Here is a 6,000-nt window from a genome sequence, read left to right on the forward strand (position 1 = left end):
ACCCCTTTCATTGTTTAATTACCAAATTTGATTTTGGTCATCTAAGTTATGATACCTTTTTTAATAGTTTATCATAACGAAGGTTTTGTTTGCGTCACTTGCCAACTCTGACCATTATGATGAACATACCAAACTCCAGGATTAGTTGCATCAAAATCTGGTGTTTCCCTACTTTCATCATCTGATACAAACTTAAATTTTAATGAATTAACACCCTCTATGGTATATCCTTTCCAACTATCCTCAGTCTCAACTAATTCAGGTCTATTATTCCAGTCAGATCCCTGGTTTCCAGGCTGGCCTTCCCAATAATGCACAGTTTCTGCTTCACCATAACCATCAGGTATATTAACTGTAATACCAGGATAAACATTAAGAACAGCTGAATCTTCTTCCCATAAACCACCAGTTCCACCATAGACATAAGAACCATTATCTAGCTGTACTCGACTTACATAGTAATAAGTCCCTGGAGCTAAGTCTGCTCCAATCCCTGCCATATATTCAGCATTATTACCTTGATCAGAATTATAATCAGCTTCTGTCCAAGCATTTTCATCCCAAGTTGCAGGGTCTGTATTTTCAGCATTAACACCAATCCAGGCTTTTATACTATCTCCTGGATTTCCACTTTCTGTTAATCCACCTTCATATACTTGAGCAAAAACTTCTACACTGTTACCCTCAGCAATTGTTGCCTCTCCAGGCCACTGTAGGTTGGCCCAATCTACTGTTAACGGTTCTACAGTAACTACTATACTATCTGTAAATCCTCCATCAGCATTAGTTACTGTAATTTCTGTGTTTCCTACTGCTACACCTGTTACCAGTCCATTCTCACTTACTGTCGCTATTTGAGGATCAACTGAACTCCAGATCACCTCTTTATTTGTAGCATTTTCAGGCTCTACTGTTGCACTAAGCTGAACTTCCCGTCCCGCCTTTATAGTTTGATCTTCCTGATCTATACTTACTTCTGTTACCTCTACTGGATCTACTGTAATCATAATACTATCTGTATGCCCTCCATCATCTGTAGTTACTTTAATTGTTGCATTTCCTACTGATAATCCAGTTACTACTCCCTCATCACTTACCGTTGCTATATCTTCATTCTCTGAACTCCAGCTTAGGTCCTGATTAGCAGCATCTGCAGGCTCTATTGTTGCACTAAGTGAAATTTCTTCTCCCTCTCTTATACTCTGAGGTTCTTGAGCTATCTCTACCCCTGTTACTGCTATAGGAGTTACTGTAATCTCTATTGTATCTGTATGCCCACCATCATCGGTAGTTACTGTAATTATTGCAGTTCCTTCACCTTGAGCAGTTACTAATCCATCTTGATCTACTATAGCTATACCTTCATCAGATGAGCTCCAGCTTACACTCTTATCTGTTGCATTATCAGGCTCTATTGTTACAGTAAGATGGGTTGTTGTGCCATCTTCTATACTTTGATCTTCTTGATCTATACTCACTCCTGTTACTTCTATTGGATCTACTGTAATCACTATAGAAGCGTGATAATTACCATCATCGGTAGTTACTGTAATTGTTGCTTCTCCTACTGATACCCCACTTACAAGACCATTACTATCTACAGTTGCTATATTTTCATCATCTGAGCTCCAGCTTACGCCGTCATTTGTTGCATCTTCAGGCTCCACTGTTGTAGTAAGTTGCACCTCTTCTCCCTCTTTTATGCTCTGATCATCTTCCTCTATACTTACCCCAGTTACCCTTACCACATCCTCAGCGACATTGACCTCTATACTATCAGTTAATCCACCATCATCAGTAGTTACTGTAATTGTTGCTTCTCCTACTGATACTCCAGTTACTACTCCCTCATCACTTACAGTTGCTACACCTTCATTGTCTGAACTCCAGCTTACATCTTGATCTGTTGCATTATCTGGCTCTACTGTTGCACTAAGCTGAACCTCTTCCCCTTCATTTATGCTTTGACTTCCTAGGTTTATACTTACACTTGTTACCTCTATTGGATCTACTATAATCACAATACTATCTGTATGCTCTCCATCATCGGTAGTTACTTCAATTATTGCTTCTCCTACTGATAATCCACTTACTACTCCCTCATCACTTACTGTTGCTACACCCTGATCTGATGAACTCCAGCTTACACCTTGATCTGTGGCATTCCAAGGTGCTATTGTTGCACTAAGTGGAAGTTCTTCTCCCTCTCTTATACTCTGGGGACCTTGATCTATCTCTACCCCTGTTACTGCTACCTCTTCTACTGTAATCTCTATTGTATCTGTATGCCCACCATCATCTGTAGTTACTGTAATTATTGCAACTCCTGCTTTCACACCAGTTACTAGTCCATCCCCACTTACTGTGGCTATTTCCTCATTAGATGAACTCCAGTTTACAACTTTATTGGCTGCATCTGCTGGGTCTATTTCTATATTAAGTTGGATTGTCTCTTTTTCCTCTATACTTTGATCTTCTTCCACTATACTTACTTCCTTAACTGAGATAGGATCTACTGTAATCTCTATCGTATCTGTATATCCTCCATCATCGGTAGTTACTTTAATTGTTGCACTTCCTTCACCTTGAGCAGTTACTACTCCCTCATCACTTACCGTTGCTATCTCTTCATCATCTGAACTCCAGCTTACACCCTGATCTGTTGCATTACCAGGCTCTATTATTGCATTCAATTGGAATTCTTCTCCAACTTCTATACTCTGATCATCTTCTACTATATTTACTTCTGTTACTAGTATTGGGGTGATGTTCAATACTCCAGAAACATTGTTATCCCCATCCCAGAAACCATCCTCAAATCCACCATAGACAAATGGACCATCAGCTAACTGTATACGGCTTGCATAATAATACTCACCTATAGGTAAATTAGAACCTATACTGAGTAGATATTCGGCGTTATCTCCAAAGGCTCCAACATCAGCACTATAATCTGCTTCTTTCCATACACCTTCATCCCATTGTGATGGATCTATATCCGCATCATTTACACCAATCCAAACTCTAATGTTGTCAGGCTCACCATCACCAGTCACACCTGGCTCAAATACTCGAGCAAAGACATCTATGCTTGCACACTCTTCAATACTCATTTCCCCAGGCCATTGTAAGTTGGCCCATTCTACGCCTCCAACTGATCTAATCACTTCACTTTTAGCACTGCGATAACCCGCTTGATTATAGGCTGCTACTCGGTATTCGTAGTGACTAGAAATTTCTATATCTGAATCGACATATTCAGTCTCTGTACTTTCTATTTGATCAATTCTCTCTTCTGGCTCCTCATTAATGCTTCTATAAATTGCATGACCTACTATATATCCCTCTGGATAATCCTCAACACCATCTGCCCAAGTTAAAGTTATCTGTTCTGCTTCTCTTGCAAAACTTAAATCCTTTGGTGCTTCTGGTGGTAACTCCCAATCAAAGTCTATTGCTAAATCTCCATCACCCTCTAATAACTGCACTGACTTGCTAGCTTTAAGTTCTGCATCACCATCTGCAGTAGCTACTATCGTTATGCTTCCAGCTTCAGCAATACTCTCTACTTTTAATTTTCCTTTATTATCTATGCTTATCCCACTAGCTTCATCTTCTATTGACCAGTTCATACCATTCATCTCATTTCCATACTGGTCTTTTAGTTCGGCACTATATGGTTCTTTAACTTCCTCTGTTTCAGGAGGAATGGTGATTGTATCTGCACCAGACATTATCCCTATTTCCGTTGGAATTGAATCGGCATAATCAATATTTACAACTTTAATCTCACTCTTTGTTTCTGTTTCTGCCTTAATAGTAATATCTCCTATATTAGCAGTTGAAGTTATAGTTAATACACCTTCACCAGCTATACTTACTCCTTCAATAGCTTCACCTTCTATTGACCAGCTTACATCTACTTCCATTAAGTTTCCATATTGATCTCTTAGTTCTGCTTCATACACTTCAGTTACAGAACTTTCTACAGGTAATACTAGCTCTTCTTCACCACTAATTATTATCTCAGTTAACTCTGACTCTCCATATATAAGATTGACCTCTTTGGTTCTACTTATATCTTCCTCGCTCTTAGATGTTGTCTTTATTGTAAAGTTTGTTTCTAAAAGGCCATTTGGAACTGTCACTACCCCTGTTGCTTCATCTATAGTTACATCTGCTGGAACACCCTTTAAGCTCCATATTACCTCTTCGCCCTCCATTTTACTACCATTTTGATCTTTTATTGTAGCGGTATATTCTATAGTTTTATTAGTATCTACTGGTATCTCTATATCCGTTGGCCCTTCTATCTCTATAGAGGTTACCTCTGCTACAAATTCTGGCGGGTTCAATGTAACTACCATCTCTACCGATATATCTTCATTGCTATTTGCAGTTGCTACTATTGTTACATTATCTGCTTCGACACCATCTGTTACCGTTAGTTGATTACCTTCTATGCTTACTCCAGCCACACCTTCTTTTAATGACCAGATTATACTCTCGCCTTCCATAATCCTTCCATATTGATCCATTATCTGACCTTCATAATCTCTTACCTCTGGATAATCTTCTGGATTAGGGATTGTTATACTCTCAGAGCCAGATATTATTTTTATATTATTTAATACTTCCTCAGCGTAAACTATCTCCACCTCATAGCTGCCTATTACTCCATCTGCCTCTCCTCTGATTGTAACACTTCCAGCACTAGCAGTATGGCTGACAGTTAATATACCATCTTCTATACTAACTCCACTAGGATCACCTTCAACTGACCAGGTTACACTCTTTCCTTCTATAGCATCTCCAAACTGATCTATTACTTGAACTGTATAGGCTGCTTCGTTATTATCCTCTCCTATACCTGGTAGCTCCATCTTTTTATCACCATTAATTCCTATCTGACTTGCTACACTATCAATATCTATTAATATAAACTCTCTTTGATTTGCTTTCTCTCCCTGTCTGCCTGGTAAGACTGCAACATCATTAATACTAGATGTAGCTAAATCCCTACCTTCACTATCCCTTATAACTATAGAAATATCATACTTTCTAGGGTTCAATTCTTTTATTATGATATCTTCTTCTAAATTCTCGATTATAAGAATAGTATCATCTATAGTAGGAAGGGGATGGCTTAAAGTAATCTCTAACTCACTAGCATCTTCCCATTCTGCCAGATTAAGATTCATCTTCAAATCACCATTTTCTGGCTCTAAATCAATATTAATAGTCTTATCTTGACCAGTGGTAGTTATTTTTTCCTCTCCTGAAAATACTAGAAATTTATCATCACCTATAAGCTCTATTGCATCAACTTCAACTTTATAATTCCCTGCACTAAGATTAGAGAACCCACCTGCTGAATCAATACTATTATCAGTAATCTCAATGGTGTCAGAGTTGACCTTATCCCATCCACCATCTTCTTTAAACAACTTAAGTTCTATATTATTTACCTCAACCTCTGAAATTGCCTGTATACCAACATCTGTACCATAATTAACCTTGATAAATAAATCACTCAACTCTGTATCTGCCAAGTCAGCAAGGTTATTATCATCACTACTACAACCTGTAAAGACTAGGCTTAATATAATTAAAACTGAAAAAATTAACTTCTTATTCATTAATTACCCCTCCTCATATAATCTTATTAATATAATTTTATTCTTTCTTAGCTTATAGAAAAAATAATATCACTAGCTTTTTTAATCACAGCACCTAACTCTGACTAAACCTTTGATTTAATTATATGTTTTCAGAAATTAGTTTTTATTAGGGAAACCTGTTGGTTTTAAAAGTTCGTAGACTGAATTAAAAAGTTCAAGACTTTCCATTGAACTAATAGATAGATATCGATATCTATCTATTAGTTGCTACCACTTGTAAAAAAACAAATTATTAACATAAAATAGAATAGGATACTCAGCACAATATATATTGTGCTGAGTATCCTATTCTTATATATATTATATACTTATTGATTAA

The 6,000-nt window shown here is 37.4% G+C and carries 1 protein-coding gene; it reads right to left on the reverse strand.

The features are described 5' to 3' along the window. Positions 1–71: 71 nt before the first annotated feature. Positions 72–5,639: an Ig-like domain-containing protein gene (locus HALSAC_RS16525; protein ID WP_051412162.1), complete on the reverse strand. Its 5,568-nt coding sequence runs from the start codon at positions 5,637–5,639 to the stop codon at positions 72–74. Positions 5,640–6,000 lie beyond the last annotated feature (361 nt).

This window comes from Halonatronum saccharophilum DSM 13868 (assembly GCF_000517025.1).
GTDB classification, from domain to species: domain Bacteria; phylum Bacillota; class Halanaerobiia; order Halobacteroidales; family Halobacteroidaceae; genus Halonatronum; species Halonatronum saccharophilum.